A 16,339-nucleotide genomic window follows, 5' to 3' on the forward strand; every position below is an offset into this window, starting at 1 on the left:
CCTGATGGCCCAGAAGATCATTCGCGTAGGCGACATCGAGATTGCCAACGACAAGCCCATGGTGCTGTTCGGCGGCATGAACGTGCTGGAAAGCCGCGACATGGCGATGCAGGTCTGTGAAGAGTACGTGAAGGTGACCGAGAAACTCGGTATCCCTTACGTGTTCAAGGCCAGTTTCGACAAGGCCAACCGTTCGTCCGTGACCTCCTACCGCGGCCCGGGCCTTGAAGAAGGCATGCGGATCTTCCAGGACATCAAGCAAGCCTTCGGCGTGCCGATCATCACCGACGTCCACGAGCCGGAACAGGCTGCCGTGGTCGCCGAGGTGTGCGACATCATCCAGTTGCCGGCCTTCCTGTCGCGCCAGACCGACCTCGTGGTCGCCATGGCCAAGACCGGCGCTGTGATCAATATCAAGAAAGCCCAGTTCCTCGCCCCCCAGGAAATGAAACACATCCTGAACAAGTGCGTGGAAGCGGGTAACGACCAGTTGATCCTCTGCGAGCGGGGTTCGAGCTTCGGCTACAACAACCTCGTGGTGGACATGCTCGGTTTCGGCATCATGAAACAGTTCGAATACCCGGTGTTCTTCGACGTGACCCACGCGCTGCAAATGCCCGGTGGTCGCGCCGATTCCGCTGGCGGGCGCCGTGCCCAGGTACTGGACCTGGCCAAGGCCGGCATCAGCCAGTCCCTGGCAGGTTTGTTCCTGGAAGCCCACCCGGACCCGGACAACGCCAAGTGCGACGGCCCATGCGCCCTGCGCCTGGACAAGCTGGAGCCATTCCTGGCCCAGTTGAAGCAGTTGGACGACCTGGTCAAGAGTTTTCCGACGGTAGAGACCGCGTAAGCGCCATTTCTCCGGTAGACTTTCCCTCGCTTTACGCTCAGGCCCGCGGGCCTGAGCCTTGTCGCCTGCAAGCCTGCCCGTTGTTCCACCCTTGCGGTCGGTCAAAAGATTTCCTTCAGCTGCGTCGTTTTCGTCAACTTTGGAGTGTTTACAACAATGGCAAAAATCGTCGACATCAAAGGTCGTGAAGTTCTCGACTCCCGTGGCAACCCTACCGTCGAAGCCGACGTGCTTCTCGATAACGGCATCATCGGCAGCGCCTGCGCGCCGTCCGGTGCTTCCACAGGTTCCCGCGAAGCGCTGGAACTGCGTGATGGCGACAAGAGCCGTTACCTGGGCAAGGGTGTACTCAAGGCGGTCGCCAACATCAATGGCCCGATCCGTGACCTGCTGCTGGGCAAGGACCCGCTTGACCAGAAAGCCCTCGATCACGCGATGATCAAGCTCGACGGTACCGAAAACAAAGGCAGCCTGGGCGCCAACGCCATCCTCGCCGTGTCCCTGGCTGCTGCCAAGGCCGCTGCACAGGACCAGGACCTGCCGCTGTACGCCCACATCGCCAACCTGAATGGCACCCCGGGTGTTTACTCGATGCCGGTGCCGATGATGAACATCATCAACGGTGGCGAGCACGCTGATAACAACGTCGACATCCAGGAATTCATGGTGCAGCCGGTTGGCGCCAAGACCTTCTCCGAAGGCCTGCGCATGGGCACCGAGATTTTCCACCACCTCAAGGCTGTGCTGAAGGCCCGTGGCCTGAGCACTGCAGTGGGTGACGAAGGGGGCTTCGCGCCGAACCTGGCGTCCAACGAAGATGCACTGAAAGTGATCTCCGAAGCCGTGGCCAACGCTGGCTACAAGCTGGGCACCGACGTGACCCTGGCCCTGGACTGCGCGGCCAGCGAATTCTACGAAGACGGCAAGTACAACCTGTCCGGTGAAGGCCACGTGTTCACCTCCGAAGGTTTTGCCGACTACCTCAAGGGCCTGACCGAGCGCTACCCGATCATCTCGATCGAAGACGGCCTGGACGAGTCCGACTGGGCCGGCTGGAAAGTCCTCACCGATAAAATCGGCGAGAAAATCCAACTGGTGGGCGACGACCTGTTCGTCACCAACACCAAGATCCTGAAAGAAGGCATCGACAAAAAGATCGCCAACTCGATCCTGATCAAGTTCAACCAGATCGGCACCCTGACCGAAACCCTGGAAGCCATCCAGATGGCCAAGGCTGCGGGCTACACCGCCGTGATCTCCCACCGCTCCGGCGAAACCGAAGATTCGACCATTGCCGACCTGGCCGTGGGCACTTCGGCAGGGCAGATCAAGACCGGTTCCCTGTGCCGTTCCGATCGCGTTTCCAAGTACAACCAATTGCTGCGTATCGAAGAGCAACTGGGCGGCAAAGCCAAATACAACGGTCGCAGCGAGTTTCGCGGCTGATTGTTAAATGGTAAAAGGTCAGCGGATTACGTCGGAAAAATCACGACAGCGTGAATTTCGACGCTAATCTCATGACTAACAAGCACAAGCCTGGTTTTTCCAGGCTTCGTGCTATCAGTTGCTGCAAAAGTTTTGCATGGCTGTCTTTTTTCACTGGATACCCGATATTCGATGCGCAGTCCCAATTGGTTGTTCCTCGTCTTGCTCTTGCTGCTGGCTGGCCTGCAGTACCGCCTTTGGGTGGGGAATGGCAGCTTGGCGCAGGTCACCGAACTGACCCAGCAAATTGCTGCACAGCACGCCGAAAACGAGGTGCTGCTGGAGCGCAATCGCGTGCTCGATGCCGAAGTGCTTGAATTGAAAAAAGGCATGGAGACCGTTGAAGAACGGGCTCGTCATGAGTTGGGCATGGTCAAGGAGGGCGAAACCCTCTACCAGTTGGCCCAATGAGCAGCTCGTCACCGGCCTTCTGGGCCGTGATTCCTGCCGCGGGCGTGGGTGCCCGTATGGCCGCGGACCGTCCCAAGCAATACTTGCAGTTGGGCGGGCGCACTATTCTCGAACACAGCCTTGGCTGTTTCCTCGACCACCCGGACCTCAAGGGGCTGGTGGTCAGCGTCGCTGTTGATGACCCCTACTGGCCAACCCTGGCCTGCGCCACCGACCCGCGCATCGTGCGTGTAGACGGCGGCGAAGAGCGCTCGGGTTCAGTGCTTAACGCCTTGCTGTACTTGCATGGCCAGGGCGCCGGCGATGATGACTGGGTGCTGGTGCACGATGCGGCCCGGCCCAACCTCAACCGCGACGACCTCGACAAACTGCTCTTCGAGCTCGCCAACGATGCCGTCGGCGGGCTGCTGGCGGTGCCGGCGCGGGATACCCTCAAGCGCGCAGACAAGCATGGCCGGGTACTGGAAACCGTTGACCGCAGCGAGATCTGGCAGGCCTACACGCCACAGATGTTTCGCCTGGGCGCGCTGCATCGGGCCCTCGCCGACAGCCTGGTCTCGGACGTGGTCATCACCGACGAAGCCTCCGCCATGGAATGGGCCGGGCATGCACCGCGCCTGATCGAAGGCCGTTCCGACAATATCAAGGTCACCCGCCCGGAAGACCTCGAATGGCTGCGCCAGCGTCGGGCCAGCCAATCCGTTTGATTCAGCCGGGCACCTGCTCAACGCCGGGCCTGGTTTTCAGCGCATCCACCAAGGCTTGCAGGCTGTTGAAGGGTTTCTGGTCGATTGACCAACCCGGTGCGGTGATGGAAAACAGTGCGCCGGTTTGATTGACCTCAATGGTTTGGACATTGCCTCGCCGTGACCGGTAGAGAATCTGCGCCGTGGTGGTGGGCGTGGCCGCCGATAGCAGGAACTGGCCGGGTTTGTTCAGTTGTGTCTGCGGCGTTTTGGCGGCCAGGCTGTGTGAGGGGCCGGGAAGCACCGGTGCCGTTTTTTGCAATGAAGTGGTATCAACCCGTAATACAAAGTCGGCCTTGACCGTCGCATCTCCCTTGCCAATTCCCATGCTGGAGGTTCGTCCAGGGTCTGCCTCGATCCCCAGTCGCTGCCCGGCGCGCGCGTCCTCTATCCGCAGGCTGATACTGCCCGTCAGCTCGGCCAGGCCGGGGATGCCCCGGTAAGTGTTGGTGTGGCTGTCACCGACCAGCGCGACCCATTTCCCGGGGTGGCTCTTGGTGGTCTGGACCCACTGAATCACCTCGGTCGCGTAGAAGTTCATCATGCGTTGGCGAAGGGTGCCGTTGACGTCCGCCATGTCCCTGATCATGTAGCTGGCGGTGCAGTCGATGGGCTGGATCTTGATCCCGGCCTCCCGGGCTTTGATCAGGACATTCTGAAACGAGTAGTGGCTATCGCTCCGGGGTGGGTAGATACCTCTCAAGTAACTGCTCAATTCATCGGACATGCTTGCTGTCCTGGAGCGGTAGAACAGCTTGATCAGCGGGGTATGAACGTCGGTCAACAGATGTTCAAGATAGATCCGCTTGACCCCTTCTCGCGCCAGCGCCTGCATGTTGTCCATCAGAAAAGCCTTGCTCGACAGCGCATCATGGCTTTCTCCCAACACCAGTCCATCGCTGGCACTGAGCAGCTTGTGGATGATGCGGGTTTGGGACTCATCGAGGCTGAGGGTCGGCAACACCGGTCGTACGTGGGAGGACGTGCGGTTGTTGAAGAAGGTCGTCGAGTCTTGGGCCAATTTGTTTCTTTTCTCAAAGAACAGGTTGCGAGCGTCCCTGAGCGGTTGCTGCCGGCTTCCCAGGGGCTCGAAGTCTTCGGAAAATGAACTGCTGTCGCTCATCATGCCCGACACGGTGTCACGCAGCGGAGTGGGCATTTCATAGGCGTTGAATAAGCTTGAATGGGCCGGGCCACCAAAAAAACGGTAAATGCGCTGCCAGCCGTTGCGAAAGGCGCCGCCCCCGTTCAGCCCCGCTATCCGCCATTTCAGATCGGGGCTTTGTAGGGCGTAGAGCCCGGTGGCGTGGATTTTCAAGGGGGTTGCCGGATCATTCACGAACAGTTCGAAAAAACCGCTCTCGTCGGGGGTCATGTAGGTAATAAACGATTCGCCAAGTAACTTCACGGTTTGCAAGCCGGCGGGGCGGGGCCGTGTACTCAGTATTCGGCCTTGGTCTTGGACAGACGTCGAACGGCTGGAAACGATGCTGACCTTGATGTTGCCGCTCGCCTGCCGGACCGCCTTGCCCAATTGGCTGCGCAAGCTGTTGAGGGTGACGGCGACCTGGCTGCCGAGGCCATGGATCGCCACGGGCATAGCATTCAGGGCGCCGAAGATAATCCGTTCCGTGCCCTTGGGCTTGCCTCTGAGTACGTCGTCGGTGCCAATCGCCATCTCGGTGAGGCCTTGGGTCAGGAAGCAAAACTCCGCAAGCAGGGCCGACCTCATGGCAAGGGCCAGGGGGATCGCCAGCAGGCAGCCTTTTTCCAGGGTGTCGAGGGTGTTTGCCTTGTGGGTATCGAGGGGCGAAACGATGGTGCTCGCCATCAGCTTGCTGATACGCGCCTTCACCTGCCGGGTTATATAGTCGAAAGGGTCGCCGCTCAGCGCCGGGTACATGGCGTTGTTGAGGTATTGCTCCGGGTCCCAATAGGCGTTTGGCAGCAGGCTGTTGAACAGGCCGGATTTCGGGGCAGGGCCGGGAAAGGCCGACATTCCCACCAGGGCTTCCTCGACCCCGCTGTAGATCAAGCCGGAGTCGACCGTTTCGGGTTCGAAATGGTTGGTCAGGGCTTTGCGTTGAGTGGCCGTCCTGGCCATGTCCACCAGCCACGCGCGCATGGAGGTCGGGTTGATAAAACCGTGGAAGGGTGACGAGTTGCCCGGAATGTAGAGCAGGGTGATCTGGCTCGGGTTGTCTGTGATGGTGAGAATGTCGGTGGCTTCGCTGTTGTGGATGCGCAGCAAACGCAGAGAAAGATTTTTATCCAGGACGTAGGGCGCCTGCAGGTCTTCCAGGGACAAGTTGCTGAAGTCCTTGTTGATGCCGACGCCCGCTGCTCGCGCCGCCAGCTGGCGCTCCTCATCGGTCAGGGTGAACTCTTCGGATTGACTCAAATAGCCTTCGATGAAGGCCATGCGCATCAGGGTTTTGTAGTTCTCCTGGTGCTTGCCCCAGAACGCCGTGATGGCGTCGTTGTAAACCTGTTCGAAGTTGCTTGATTGCACGGCGTTGCGAAAGGTTTGCGGCGAGATATCCAATTGGGTGCTTGGCCCGTACGCCTGTGGATCGCTGCGCAGGTAAATTGCTTCATAGCGCCGAGGGGGAATCCAGCCGGCCGCGATGAACTCTTCGTTGAACATTGCCGGGATGCGGTTATCCATCAGGCGCGGCAACTCGGGGACGATGGTGAAATACGGCGCGGTCATGGAGAAGCCCGTGATGTTGACCAGGCCGCGGGGCGCCTCGGGGGCGTTGGCGATCATCGCTTCGGTCAAGGTCATCGACTGGACGATGGCGCCAGTGAAGGGCGCGTCGGGGTTGTCGGTGTTGTATTCGAGGGTGGTCAGCAGCGTGGTGTCAGGGTCCAGTTCTTCGTTGCAGAACGGTTGGGCGTGCTCGCGAATCAACCGGGCAGCGATCTCGCCGGGCACCGGGAAGTCGGCCAGTACCTTGCGGATAAAGTGATTGGTGCGATGGATCTGTGGGGTGTGGGTGGTCATCTGCTTGCCTTGTCGCAGTGGAAACTGCGTGTATTTGCAGGCAAGCGAGGGATGGCCAGGCGTTATTTATATGGCGGTGTAGACCGCATTTTGGGCCAGCCCCTCTTTGAGGAACTCCACCAGCTTGCGTACTTTTGGCGAAAGGTGACGTTGTTGCGGGTAGAGCGCCCAAACCGCCGTGTTCGGCGGCTGGTGAGCCTCAAGCAATGACACCAGGGCACCACGTTTGAGATGTTCCAGCACGTAGTAGTCGGGCAACTGACACAGGCCGACGCCCTGGAGTGCGGCGTCCAGCACGGCCTGCCCACTGTTGCAGCGCCAATTGCCCTGTACGCGTTGGGAAAATTCCCGCCCGTCCTGCTCCAGTTGCCAGATATCGGAACTGCCGATCAGGCAGTTGTGCCGGCTCAGTTCCGACAAGCTGTGTGGGCGGCCATACCGTTCAAGGTAGGAGGGCGATGCACACAGGTACATGCGTCGTGGCGCCAGGCGACTGGCGACCATACGAGAGTCGGAAAGGCGCCCCAGGCGAATGGCAAGGTCCAGGCCCTCATGCACCAGGTCCAACTGACGATTACTCAGTTCCACGTCCACCCGCAACTGTGGATACAGCCCCATGAAGCGGGTCACCAGCGGCACGATAAACCGTTCGCCATACGCCACCGCGCAGGTCATGCGCAGCATGCCCTTGGGCTCGCTGGCCAGGTCGCCCACCGCGCGCAGCGCCTCTTCGCGTCCATCCTGCAGGCGTTGGCAGTGTTGCAAAAAGGTCTGGCCGGCCTCCGTCAATGTCACCCGCCGGGTGCTGCGGTACAGCAACCGCGTTTGCAGGCGCTCTTCCAGCCGCGCCACCTGACGGCTGATGTGCGAGGACGAGACCCCGAGCCGCTCCGCCGCCGCCGTGAACTGGCAGCATTCAGCCACGGCGACAAATTCGTCGATGCCTTCCCAGCGGTTTTCCAGCATGGTGATTATCCCTGCACAGCAATAATGTTTTGCTTTCGCCTGGATTATTAATCAATCAGTCATGTTTTACACTGCCGGTCTTACGTTTTTAATCCCATGGAGAAACCGGATGATCAAGTCCCGCGCGGCCGTAGCCTTCGAAGCCAAAAAGCCCCTTGAGATCGTTGAAGTGGATGTCGCCATGCCCAAGGCTGGCGAAGTGCTGCTGCGGGTGGTGGCCTCCGGTGTGTGCCATACCGACGCCTACACCCTGTCGGGCGCAGACCCGGAAGGCATCTTCCCATCGATCCTCGGCCACGAAGGCGGTGCGGTGGTGGAAGCCATCGGCGAAGGCGTGACCTCGGTGGCGGTGGGCGACCACGTGATCCCGCTGTACACCCCGGAATGCGGCAAGTGCAAATTCTGCCTGTCGGGCAAGACCAACCTCTGCCAGGCCATTCGCGCCACCCAGGGCAAAGGCCTGATGCCAGACGGCACTTCGCGCTTTTCCTACAAGGGCCAACCGATTTTCCACTACATGGGCACCTCGACCTTCTCCGAATACACCGTGCTGCCGGAAATCTCCGTGGCCAAGATTCCTAAAGAAGCGCCCCTGGAAAAAGTCTGTCTGCTGGGTTGCGGCGTCACCACCGGCATTGGTGCGGTGATCAACACCGCCAAGGTCAAGCCGGGCGACACCGTGGCCATCTTCGGCCTGGGCGGCATCGGCCTGTCGGCTGTGATCGGCGCGGTAAAAGCCAAGGCCGGCCGCATCATTGCCATCGACATCAACCCGGCCAAGTTTGAAATCGCCAAGCAATTGGGCGCTACCGACTGCATCAACCCGAAAGACTACGATCGCCCGATCCAGGACGTGATCGTCGACCTGACCGACGGCGGCGTCGACTTTTCCTTCGAGTGCATCGGCAATGTCCAACTAATGCGTGCGGCCCTGGAGTGCTGCCACAAGGGGTGGGGCGAGTCGGTGATCATCGGCGTGGCCGGTGCCGGCCAGGAAATCGCCACCCGTCCGTTCCAGCTGGTGACCGGTCGTGTCTGGCGCGGTTCGGCGTTTGGTGGCGTGCGCGGTCGCAGCGAACTGCCAAGCTACGTAGAAATGGCCCAGACCGGCGAAATCCCGCTGGATACCTTCATCACCCACACCATGGGCCTGGAAGATATCAACAAGGCGTTTGACCTGATGCATGAAGGCAAGAGCATTCGTACCGTCATTCACTTCTGAGGTCGGCCATGAGTCTGGAAAACCTGTCATGCCAGAAAAGCTTCGGCGGCTGGCATAAACGCTACAAGCATCATTCCGATGTGCTCGGTTGCGACATGACCTTCGCCGTGTACCTGCCGCCGCAAGCGGAGCAGGGCGGAAAACTGCCGGTGCTGTACTGGCTGTCGGGGCTCACCTGCACCGATGAGAACTTCATGCAGAAGGCCGGCGCCCAGCGCATGGCGGCCGAACTGGGGTTGATCATCGTGGCGCCGGACACCAGCCCCCGCGGGCCTGGTGTGCCGGGTGACCCGGACAACGCCTGGGACTTTGGCCTCGGCGCCGGCTTCTACCTGAACGCCACCCAGGAACCCTGGGCCCAGCACTATCGGATGCATGACTACGTGGTGCAGGAATTGCCGGCTTTGGTCGAGGCGCATTTCCCGGCCTCGGCCAAACGCGGGATCAGCGGCCACTCCATGGGCGGTCACGGCGCGCTGGTATGTGCCTTACGCAACCCGGGGCGTTATCAGTCGGTGTCGGCGTTCTCGCCGATCAACAACCCGATGGATTGCCCGTGGGGCCAGAAGGCTTTCTCTCGATACCTCGGCGAAGAGCGCTCGAAGTGGCGCGAATGGGATACCTGCGTGTTGATCAGCGAGGCCTCGGAAAAGCTGCCATTGCTGGTGGACCAGGGCGATCGCGACGATTTCCTCGCCGTGCAGCTCAAGCCGCAAGCCTTGCAGCAAGCGGCCAAGGCGGCCAACCATCCGCTGGAGTTGCGCCTGCAACCGGGTTATGACCACAGCTACTTCTTTATCGCCAGCTTTATCGAAGACCATTTACGCCATCACGCACGCGCTTTGCTCGGTTAATGTGAGGCAAAAGTAGGTAGAATCACGCCCTGAATTAAATCGGGGCGTTTTTTTATGCGTATTGGCCACGGCTATGATGTGCACCGTTTCGCCGAAGGCGATTTCATCACCCTGGGCGGCGTGCGGATCGCACACCACCATGGGTTGCTGGCTCATTCCGACGGCGACGTGGTGCTGCATGCCTTGAGCGATGCCTTGCTCGGCGCGGCGGCGTTGGGCGACATCGGCAAGCACTTTCCGGACACCGACCCGACGTTCAAGGGCGCGGACAGCCGCGTGCTGCTGCGTCATGTGGTCGGTTTGATCCACGCCAAGGGCTGGAAAGTCGGCAACGTCGACAACACCATCGTTGCCCAGGCGCCGAAAATGGCCCCGCATATCGAATCGATGCGCGCGCTGATTGCCGCGGATCTTCAAGTTGAGTTGGATCAAGTGAACGTAAAAGCCACCACCACCGAAAAGCTCGGGTTTACCGGTCGCGAAGAGGGCATTGCCGTGCACTCCGTTGCCTTGTTGCTGCGCGCATGAATGATCTGCAACTGCTGGGCCCGCGTGCCTATGGCGAGGCCTTGGGCAGCGCTGTTCTGAAGGCCACCGCCGAAGACTTCCAGGTGGATGAAGTGCTGGACATCCCGCTGAGCGGCGAGGGTGAACACCTGTGGTTGTGGGTGGAAAAGCGCGGCCTGAATACCGAGGAAGCGGCGCGTCGGATTGCCAAGGCGGCGGGCGTGCCATTGCGCACCGTCAGCTACGCCGGGCTGAAGGATCGCCAGGCGCTGACCCGCCAGTGGTTCAGCGTGCAGTTGCCGGGCAAGGCGGATCCGGACCTGAGCGGGGCGGAAAACGAGACCCTTAAGATTCTCAAGACCGGCCGCCACAAGCGCAAGCTGCAGCGCGGTGCCCATTCGGCCAACGGCTTCACCTTGCGCCTGACCCAGTTTGCCGGCGATGCCGCGGCCATCGACGCGCGCCTGCAACTGATCGCCAGGCAAGGCATCCCCAACTATTTTGGCGCCCAGCGTTTCGGTCATAACGGCGGCAACGTCGTTGATGCCCGCGACTGGGCCGCGCGCAAGGCCTTGCCGGAGCAGCGCAATGTGCGTTCGCGTCTGCTCTCGACGGCGCGCAGCTTTCTGTTCAACAAAGTGTTGGCGGCCCGGGTGGCCGACGGTTCCTGGCAGCGCGCCCAGGTTGGCGACTTGCTGGCGTTTACCGACAGCCGCAGCTTTTTTCCGGCGGGGGAGGCTGAATGCAGCGACCCGCGCCTGGCCATTCTCGACCTGCATCCCACTGGCCCCCAATGGGGTGAAGGGGATTCGCCGGCGTCGGGGGCAACCTTTGCGTTGGAGCAGGCGATCGCCGACGGTGAAGCCGACCTGCGGGATTGGCTGGTGAATGCCGGCATGACCCAGGAACGTCGCATTCTTCGACTGCCCATTGGCGGGTTGACGTGGCATTATCCCGAGCCTGACATTCTGCAATTGGAATTCGTCCTGCCGGCTGGATGCTTCGCTACTGTATTGGTGCGCGAGCTTGTAGATCTGGTGCCGGTGGGGCAGACGGACAGCCCATGCGTATTCTGATATCTAACGACGACGGGGTCACCGCACCCGGCCTTGCCGCGCTTCATGCTGCGCTGGCGGATTACGCCGAGTGCGTGGTAGTTGCCCCGGACCAGGACAAAAGCGGCGCCAGCAGCTCGCTGACGCTCGACCGTCCTTTGCACGTACAGACGTTGCCCAACGGCTTTATCAGCGTGAACGGCACGCCGACGGATTGCGTGCACCTGGCAATCAACAGCCTGCTGGACCGCGAGCCGGACCTGGTGGTTTCCGGGATTAACCTGGGGGCCAACCTGGGGGATGACGTGCTGTATTCCGGCACCGTGGCAGCTGCCCTTGAAGGGCGCTTCCTCGGGCGGACCTCGTTCGCCTTTTCGTTTGCCTCCCGTCAACTGGACAACCTGGCGACCGCGGCGTATTTCGCCCGCAAGCTGGTGGAGGCCCATGACTCCCTGGTGTTGCCGCCGCGTACGGTGCTCAACGTCAATATCCCCAATCTGCCCCTCGACCACATTCGCGGCATCCAGCTGACTCGCCTGGGCCACCGCTCCCGCGCGGCAGCGCCGCTGAAGGTGGTCGACCCGCGTGGCAAGGAGGGTTACTGGATCGCCGCCGCCGGCGATGCCGAGGACGGTGGCGAGGGCACGGACTTTCATGCGGTGATGCAAGGTTATGTCTCGATTACCCCGTTGCAACTCGATCGCACCTTCAGTGATGCCTTCAGTAACCTCGATGGCTGGCTGGAGGGGCTGCGCTGATGGCTCGTGAACAAGACGACCTGCTGCGCCGGGGCATCGGGATGACTTCCCAGCGCACCCGCGAGCGTTTGATCCAGCGCCTCTATGAAGAAGGGCTGTCCAACGCCCAGGTGCTGGAAGTCATCCGGCGTACCCCGCGGCATCTGTTTGTCGATGAAGCCCTGGCGCACCGCGCCTATGAAGACACGGCGCTGCCGATCGGCCACAACCAGACCATCTCCCAGCCTTATATGGTGGCGCGGATGAGTGAGTTGCTACTGGCGGCGGGCCCGCTGGACAAGGTGCTGGAAATCGGCACCGGCTCCGGCTACCAGACGGCTGTATTGTCGCAACTGGTGGAGCGGGTGTTTTCCGTCGAACGCATCAAGGTGCTGCAGGACCGGGCCAAGGAACGCCTGGTGGAGTTGAACCTGCGCAACGTGGTGTTCCGCTGGGGCGATGGCTGGGAAGGCTGGCCGGCACTGGCGCCGTATAACGGCATCATCGTCACCGCCGTGGCGACCGACGTGCCCCAGGCCTTGCTTGATCAACTGGCCCCCGGCGGGCGTCTGGTGATCCCGGTGGGCTCCGGCGAAGTGCAACAATTAATGTTGATCATTCGCGAGGAAGAAGGCTTTTCCCGGCACGTGCTCGGTGCCGTGCGCTTCGTCCCGTTGCTTAACGGTCCGCTGGCCTGATCAATTATTCCTGCGCACTGAATTCTATTGCCGGGTATGTGTCTTACAGCGGGGTCTATAGAGTCAACCTGATTAGCCGTTGCAATTAAACACGATGAAAATTTCTTTAGAATCGTGTTTCCAGTAAAAACCCAACGGCCAGTTATACTTGCGTCATATTTCAAGCCTGATACAGGCGTTCATAGTCAGCCACCACAAAGGGAGCGGCGGGTGAGTCTCACGGTCATTGCACAGCGTATGAGTCAAACAAGCTTTCAGCGACTGGTGATTGGCCTTGTCTTGAGTTCCTTGTTGGCGGCTTGCTCAAGCACGCCCTCCGGTGCGCGGGTGGTTGATCGCAATAATGCGGTACCGCAAAAACCTACCGTGACCACCGGGCAATACGTCGTCCGCAAGGGCGATACGATGTTCTCGATTGCCTTCCGTTATGGGTGGGATTACAAGGCGCTCGCAGCTCGTAACAATATTCCTGTGCCTTATACGATACATCCGGGCCAGACCATTCGTTTCGACGGGCGAACCGGTTCAGCACCGACCGCCGTGGTCACAAATACGGCTTCGTCGCCGTCTTCTTCGAGCAAGACAACGATCATCACCCGGCCTGCAGGCACCGCTGCGCCTGGCGTTGCGAGCAAACCAGCACCTGCGCCACTGCCACCTGCGGGGCCGGCACCGACCGGTTGGGGATGGCCTTCAAACGGCATCCTTATTGGAAAATTCTCTTCAAACGGTAGTTTGAATAAAGGCATTGATATCGCCGGGGATTTGGGACAGCCTGTTTTAGCTGCGTCTGATGGGACAGTGGTGTACGCCGGGAGTGGTTTACGGGGCTACGGCGAGCTGGTCATCATCAAACACAGCGATACCTACGTCAGTGCCTACGGTCATAACCGCAGGCTGTTGGTTCGGGAGGGGCAGCAGGTCAAAGTCGGACAGACAATTGCCGAAATGGGGTCAACTGGTACAGACCGGGTGAAACTGCACTTTGAGATTCGCCGCCAAGGGAAGCCTGTTGATCCGCTGCAATTCCTACCCCGTCGTTGATGTGTTGCCAGCCTGTTCCCTCACGTAGAAGGAACAGGCTCCAGCGTTGCCAAGGATAAAGGCGTCGCTTGAGCTTGAGGTCGAACTCACCAAAGGACTATAACAATGGCTCTCAGTAAAGAAGCGCCGGAGTTTGACATCGACGATGAGGTTCTCCTTATGGAGACTGTTATCGATACGGAATCGATGTCGAATGAGGGACCTGCTGTACCTTCAGTTCGCACCAAGTCCAAAAACTCCTCCGCGTTAAAGCAACACAAATACATTGATTACACACGGGCGCTCGATGCGACCCAGCTGTACCTCAATGAAATCGGCTTTTCCCCTCTGCTCACTCCCGAAGAAGAAGTCCATTTTGCGCGCTTGTCGCAAAAGGGCGATCCGGCTGGGCGCAAGCGCATGATTGAAAGCAACCTGCGACTGGTGGTGAAAATCGCCCGACGCTACGTCAATCGTGGGCTGTCCCTGTTGGACTTGATCGAGGAAGGCAATCTCGGCCTGATCCGGGCAGTGGAGAAGTTCGACCCTGAGCGGGGTTTCCGCTTTTCGACCTATGCCACCTGGTGGATTCGTCAAACCATCGAACGGGCGATCATGAATCAGACCCGCACGATCCGGTTGCCGATCCATGTGGTCAAGGAGCTCAACGTCTACCTGCGGGCGGCGCGTGAGCTGACACAAAAACTCGATCATGAACCTTCGCCTGAAGAAATCGCCAACCTGCTGGAAAAACCGGTGGGAGAGGTCAAGCGTATGCTCGGTCTCAATGAGCGGGTGTCTTCAGTCGATGTCTCGCTGGGTCCGGATTCGGATAAAACCCTGCTGGACACCCTGACCGATGATCGTCCTACGGACCCTTGTGAGTTGCTGCAGGACGACGATCTGTCGCAAAGCATCGACCAGTGGCTTTCGGAGCTGACGGACAAACAGCGTGAGGTGGTGATACGCCGCTTCGGGTTGCGCGGCCACGAAAGCAGCACCCTGGAAGATGTTGGCCTGGAGATTGGCCTGACCCGCGAGCGTGTGCGGCAGATCCAGGTAGAGGGCCTCAAGCGCTTGCGCGAGATCCTGGAGAAGAATGGCCTGTCGAGTGAGTCGTTGTTCCAATAACGGCCGTAAGGCAGCTATGAAAACGCCCGGTGCATGTGAATGCACCGGGCGTTTTGCTGTGCGGCGATCGTTCCTGCGCAGAGCGTGGGGAACGAGGAGGCACAAAAAAGCCCCGCTTTTAAGGGCGGGGCTTTTCGACTAAATCAGTACAAGTTAGATAACTTGAACTTCTTCAGCTTGCATGCCTTTCTGACCGCGGGTAGCGATGAAAGAAACCTGTTGGCCTTCTTTCAGGCTTTTGAAGCCGTCGGATTGGATAGCTTTGAAGTGAACGAACAGGTCGTCACCGGATTGTGGAGTGATGAAGCCGAAGCCTTTTTCATCGTTGAACCACTTAACGGTACCAGTTTGGCGATTAGACATGGTGTATCTCCTTGGACAAAGTTAACTGCGACTCAGGAAAAGCCCTGGCCGAGACTGAGTGCAAAGAGCAGGAAAAATTCTTGGAGATGGTTGGATCGAAATTCAACATATCGTGTAGAGATTCTCAGTGACACAAGCAGCACAGTGGCGCCACCTTAACCCTTTTTCCGGAACGTGCCAATGGTATTTCCGAAGGTTTCTCTATTTTCGTGACTGGCGGCAGCCTGATACCGCACCAACGCCCCACAATTGAAGGTGCGCCCCGCCCAGCAGGGGCTGCGCGGCACCAAGAAAAACAGTCGCCCCTTTGAACCACGGGGCCAGCCCCGGTAAGATGCCCAACAGAATTTTTTCACCTCGCTATTCAGGACACCGCCATGAGCATCAAATCGGACAAGTGGATTCGCCGCATGGCGCAAGAGCACGGCATGATCGAGCCCTTCGTGGAGCGCCAGATGCGCGGTGAAGGCGCTGAGCGGCTGATCTCGTTCGGGGTTTCCAGCTACGGCTACGATGTGCGCTGCGCCGATGAGTTCAAGGTGTTCACCAACATCAACTCGGCGACCGTCGATCCGAAAAACTTCGACGAAAAAAGCTTTGTCGACGTTAAAAGCGACGTTTGCATCATTCCGCCAAACTCCTTTGCCCTGGCGCGCACCGTCGAGTTCTTCCGTATCCCGCGCAACGTCCTGACCATCTGCCTGGGCAAAAGCACCTACGCACGCTGCGGCATCATCGTCAACGTGACGCCGCTGGAGCCGGAGTGGGAAGGGCACGTGACCCTGGAGTTCTCCAACACCACCACCTTGCCGGCAAAAATCTACGCCAACGAAGGCGTGGCACAGATGCTGTTCTTCGAATCCGACGAAGAGTGCGAAGTGTCCTATAAAGACCGTGGCGGCAAGTATCAGGGCCAGCGCGGCGTCACTCTCCCACGCACCTGATCGAATCGTCTTACAGGCTAAGGGAATTTGTCAGCGGGCAGGCACTCTATTGGGTGTACTGCCCCGACGCGTGCACAACGCGCCGGGCCACGCTTGAGGAGTCCCTTATGAAGCTCGATCCGCGAATCAGCGCCGAACTCGCCCGGCTTGAACCCAATCAGATTGGTGTCATGGCCTGGTCCCTGATGGCCGATCCCGCCGCTGGCGGCATTCCCGGCCAGCCCGGCCCCGATGATCCCTGGCCCAACCAGCCTGAAGAACCCGGTGAGCCCACCCTCCCTGACGAACCGCCTCCCGCCCCCGTGGCCTGATTTCCTGCAGCCGTGCCTAATGGTCAGTG

17 protein-coding genes are annotated in these 16,339 nt (G+C 59.8%); 14 read left to right on the plus strand and 3 right to left on the minus strand.

Annotation, left to right across the window (positions count from 1 at the left end):
* The first annotated feature begins 4 nt into the window (after positions 1-4).
* The 4 genes from kdsA to ispD all read left to right on the plus strand — a co-directional run bounded on the left by kdsA (position 5) and on the right by ispD (position 3,453).
* Positions 5-850, plus strand: a complete 846-nt coding sequence (gene kdsA, locus HKK54_RS16355) for a 3-deoxy-8-phosphooctulonate synthase (RefSeq protein WP_003219295.1) — start codon at positions 5-7, stop codon at positions 848-850.
* A gap of 156 nt (positions 851-1,006) precedes the next feature.
* The gene (gene eno, locus HKK54_RS16360) at positions 1,007-2,296 is read left to right on the plus strand and encodes a phosphopyruvate hydratase (protein ID WP_003219294.1); all 1,290 of its coding nucleotides are present in this window, start codon (positions 1,007-1,009) and stop codon (positions 2,294-2,296) included.
* A gap of 171 nt (positions 2,297-2,467) precedes the next feature.
* A complete protein-coding gene (gene ftsB / locus HKK54_RS16365) occupies positions 2,468-2,746 on the plus strand; it encodes a cell division protein FtsB (protein ID WP_003219292.1) in 279 nt (92 codons plus the stop codon).
* Positions 2,743-3,453: a 2-C-methyl-D-erythritol 4-phosphate cytidylyltransferase gene (ispD, locus tag HKK54_RS16370; RefSeq protein WP_169387230.1), complete on the plus strand. Its 711-nt coding sequence runs from the start codon at positions 2,743-2,745 to the stop codon at positions 3,451-3,453. The genes ftsB and ispD overlap by 4 nt, the downstream gene beginning before the upstream one ends.
* Before the next feature lies 1 nt (position 3,454).
* Here ispD and HKK54_RS16375 read toward each other — a convergent pair whose 3' ends face one another.
* On the minus strand, positions 3,455-6,499 hold the full coding sequence (locus HKK54_RS16375; protein ID WP_169387231.1) for a membrane-targeted effector domain-containing toxin: 3,045 nt from the start codon (positions 6,497-6,499) through the stop codon (positions 3,455-3,457).
* A 66-nt stretch (positions 6,500-6,565) separates the two neighbouring features.
* Complete coding sequence (locus tag HKK54_RS16380; protein WP_010176742.1) at positions 6,566-7,465, minus strand: LysR substrate-binding domain-containing protein; 900 nt, start codon at positions 7,463-7,465, stop codon at positions 6,566-6,568.
* A gap of 109 nt (positions 7,466-7,574) precedes the next feature.
* Between HKK54_RS16380 and HKK54_RS16385 the strand changes: the two genes are divergently transcribed.
* The 8 genes from HKK54_RS16385 to rpoS all read left to right on the plus strand — a co-directional run bounded on the left by HKK54_RS16385 (position 7,575) and on the right by rpoS (position 14,692).
* A complete protein-coding gene (locus tag HKK54_RS16385) occupies positions 7,575-8,687 on the plus strand; it encodes an S-(hydroxymethyl)glutathione dehydrogenase/class III alcohol dehydrogenase (RefSeq protein WP_010176741.1) in 1,113 nt (370 codons plus the stop codon).
* An 8-nt stretch (positions 8,688-8,695) separates the two neighbouring features.
* Complete coding sequence (gene fghA / locus HKK54_RS16390) at positions 8,696-9,541, plus strand: S-formylglutathione hydrolase (RefSeq protein ID WP_169387232.1); 846 nt, start codon at positions 8,696-8,698, stop codon at positions 9,539-9,541.
* Between the two features lie 54 nt (positions 9,542-9,595).
* Complete coding sequence (gene ispF / locus HKK54_RS16395) at positions 9,596-10,069, plus strand: 2-C-methyl-D-erythritol 2,4-cyclodiphosphate synthase (protein WP_010176739.1); 474 nt, start codon at positions 9,596-9,598, stop codon at positions 10,067-10,069.
* Positions 10,066-11,124: a tRNA pseudouridine(13) synthase TruD gene (gene truD / locus HKK54_RS16400; RefSeq protein ID WP_169387233.1), complete on the plus strand. Its 1,059-nt coding sequence runs from the start codon at positions 10,066-10,068 to the stop codon at positions 11,122-11,124. Before ispF ends, truD begins: the two co-directional genes overlap by 4 nt.
* Positions 11,112-11,861 carry a 5'/3'-nucleotidase SurE gene (surE, locus tag HKK54_RS16405; protein ID WP_169387234.1) on the plus strand — a complete coding sequence of 250 codons (750 nt, stop codon included), beginning with the start codon at positions 11,112-11,114 and terminating at the stop codon, positions 11,859-11,861. Before truD ends, surE begins: the two co-directional genes overlap by 13 nt.
* Positions 11,862-11,902: 41 nt before the next feature.
* Positions 11,903-12,538, plus strand: coding sequence for a protein-L-isoaspartate(D-aspartate) O-methyltransferase (locus HKK54_RS16410; RefSeq protein ID WP_010176736.1), 636 nt, complete (start codon positions 11,903-11,905; stop codon positions 12,536-12,538).
* Between the two features lie 210 nt (positions 12,539-12,748).
* Complete coding sequence (locus HKK54_RS16415; RefSeq protein WP_029616161.1) at positions 12,749-13,582, plus strand: peptidoglycan DD-metalloendopeptidase family protein; 834 nt, start codon at positions 12,749-12,751, stop codon at positions 13,580-13,582.
* A gap of 105 nt (positions 13,583-13,687) precedes the next feature.
* The gene (gene rpoS / locus HKK54_RS16420) at positions 13,688-14,692 is read left to right on the plus strand and encodes an RNA polymerase sigma factor RpoS (protein ID WP_010176734.1); all 1,005 of its coding nucleotides are present in this window, start codon (positions 13,688-13,690) and stop codon (positions 14,690-14,692) included.
* Between the two features lie 153 nt (positions 14,693-14,845).
* On the opposite strand, the gene HKK54_RS16425 is transcribed toward rpoS, so the two are convergent.
* Positions 14,846-15,055 carry a cold-shock protein gene (locus tag HKK54_RS16425; RefSeq protein ID WP_002554837.1) on the minus strand — a complete coding sequence of 70 codons (210 nt, stop codon included), beginning with the start codon at positions 15,053-15,055 and terminating at the stop codon, positions 14,846-14,848.
* Positions 15,056-15,432: 377 nt separating this feature from the next.
* Between HKK54_RS16425 and dcd the strand changes: the two genes are divergently transcribed.
* Positions 15,433-15,999 carry a dCTP deaminase gene (gene dcd / locus HKK54_RS16430; RefSeq protein ID WP_003219273.1) on the plus strand — a complete coding sequence of 189 codons (567 nt, stop codon included), beginning with the start codon at positions 15,433-15,435 and terminating at the stop codon, positions 15,997-15,999.
* A 107-nt stretch (positions 16,000-16,106) separates the two neighbouring features.
* Positions 16,107-16,310: a hypothetical protein gene (locus HKK54_RS16435; RefSeq protein WP_003219272.1), complete on the plus strand. Its 204-nt coding sequence runs from the start codon at positions 16,107-16,109 to the stop codon at positions 16,308-16,310.
* Positions 16,311-16,339: the final 29 nt, after the last annotated feature.

This window comes from Pseudomonas sp. ADAK13 (assembly GCF_012935715.1).
Lineage (GTDB): Bacteria > Pseudomonadota > Gammaproteobacteria > Pseudomonadales > Pseudomonadaceae > Aquipseudomonas.